Origin of the sequence: Kitasatospora sp. NPDC056531 (assembly GCF_042794375.1) — a bacterium.
In the GTDB taxonomy this organism is placed as follows: domain Bacteria; phylum Actinomycetota; class Actinomycetes; order Streptomycetales; family Streptomycetaceae; genus Kitasatospora.
In genome coordinates, this window is record NZ_JBHTTU010000320.1 from 1 (window position 1) to 1,861 (window position 1,861).

The window sequence follows — 1,861 nt, forward strand, 5'->3', positions numbered from 1 at the left end:
CTTGGCATCAGTCATCTAGAAGCACCGGCACCTTCGCGCCGGGGTCGCGCAGCACCAGGTCGGTGAAGAGCGAGCGGCGGTGCGGGATGGCGTGCTCGACCTCAGTGGGGAACGCCTCCAGGTACCCGATGCCGGCGCGGGCGAGGAGACCGGCCCTACCTGAAGCGCCGCGAGCGGATGCTGGGCCTGCTCGACAGCACCCCGGCCGGCGTTCGGCCCACCCCCGCCACCACCGAGGCCGTGATCACTGGCATCACCCAGGCAGTCCTCCTCTGGCAATGCTGAACCACCGGCCGAGCGACAGGCACAGGCGGACGCGGGATTGGGCCACACGTTCAGGTCCCGCACTGCGCCAGCCACCTGAGTGGAGTCGATGCCTGAACGAGCCGAAGGAGTGGCCGCGCGCCCGTGGAGATCTTGGCTCGGGGTGAGCTTTTGCGGTGGCTGCTGCGGTGCCAGCGGTCGCAAGCGCGGCGGGCCGGTGCCTGGGACAGACTCACTGGCCGATGAACTCTGAGAGATCGCGCTCGATCGCAGCCTTCGTTTTGGGGCCCGCGATCGTCTTGGCCGCTTCGCCGTTCTTGAATACGTCCAAGGTGGGAAGCAACGTGATGCCGTACTTGGCAGTGGTGGCCGGGTTCTCGTCGACGTTCAGCTGCACCACCTCGATCTTGTCGCCGTGCTCGGTGGCGATGGCTTCCAAGGACGGCACGATCCGACGGCAGGGAGCGCACCAGTCGGCCCAGAAGTCGACGAGGACCGGCTTGTCGCTCTTCAGCACGTCCTGGTCGAACGAAGCGTCAGTAACAGGCTTCAGCGCGCTCGCCACCAGTTGGGTCGAGGCTCCACCTCGATCTCCGGTCTGAGCCGAAGCGGGCACCACAGATCCGACCACCAGGGCTGAGGCTATGGCCAGACCACCCAGAGTCCGGCTGCAGGAATGCTTCATATCCACCCTTTCGCCGCAGGGAGCCGGATCAACTTGGAACCTGCTGTTCCGGCCGCATCTTCCGACGGGTCTAATGAGGTAGCCGACCACATGGGATCGTCGCGGGACTGAGGGTGGGCTGGCACGCCAGGTTCGCCGCCTTCTCCTGGACAGATCGCAGCGAGCTCGCCGGCTTCAACGCGGATCCGACATGTTCACCGAGATCGGACAGAGTACGGTCGGTGCTGCATGGCCTGCTGCAGCGGCATTCGCTGCACCGCTGTTCGCAGCGCCGGGGCGCGTATGCGTTCTTGTGTAAGTCCTTTGTGTTCATTGGATACTGAGCCGGTCCTCGAAGAAGAGTGAGAACTGGTTCAGTAGTTCCTTCCAGTGTGCGGTGACGCGGTCGACATCGCATGCCCTGAGGTTGGATGGCGCCGATCCGCCGGCCGCGTCGCCAGAGCATGTGGGCCAGTTCGTCGGGTGGGTCGGTACTGGTCTCCGGAGACTGGTCCCTGGACCTGGTGCGAGTTTCCCGCTCGGGCCGACCTGCCGCCTGATGTCACCATCAACGGCACGGCTGGCCGACCCCGGTGACGGCAAGGTCAACGCATGCGCGGGCTTCTTGCGGCGCGGGTGGGTGGACTGGCGGCGCCGTTCGCGGACCTTACCCCGCCCGCGCAGGATCCCGGTACATCGTCGAGACGAAGGCGGGCACGGTCTCGTTGACCGCCATCGCGTGCTGGGCGCCCGAGTGCCCGGCGCCCCGAGCGGTCCGAGGCCGGCCACGCTGTACAGCCGTCGTCAGCCGGACATCGGGACCGACGAGTCCGTGCGGCCGCTAGCCCCATCCTCCGCACGTGACACGTTCGGGTGAATGGATGGCATGACTGCCTTCTCGGGGATGGAAGTTCGCTTGGGTGGGGGTGTGTC

1 protein-coding gene is annotated in these 1,861 nt (G+C 66.4%); it reads right to left on the reverse strand.

Going from position 1 to position 1,861, the window contains the following annotated elements; all coding sequences use genetic code 11:
- Positions 1-496: 496 nt before the first annotated feature.
- Positions 497-829, reverse strand: a complete 333-nt coding sequence (trxA, locus tag ACFQ87_RS46070; RefSeq protein ID WP_380617022.1) for a thioredoxin — start codon at positions 827-829, stop codon at positions 497-499.
- Positions 830-1,861 lie beyond the last annotated feature (1,032 nt).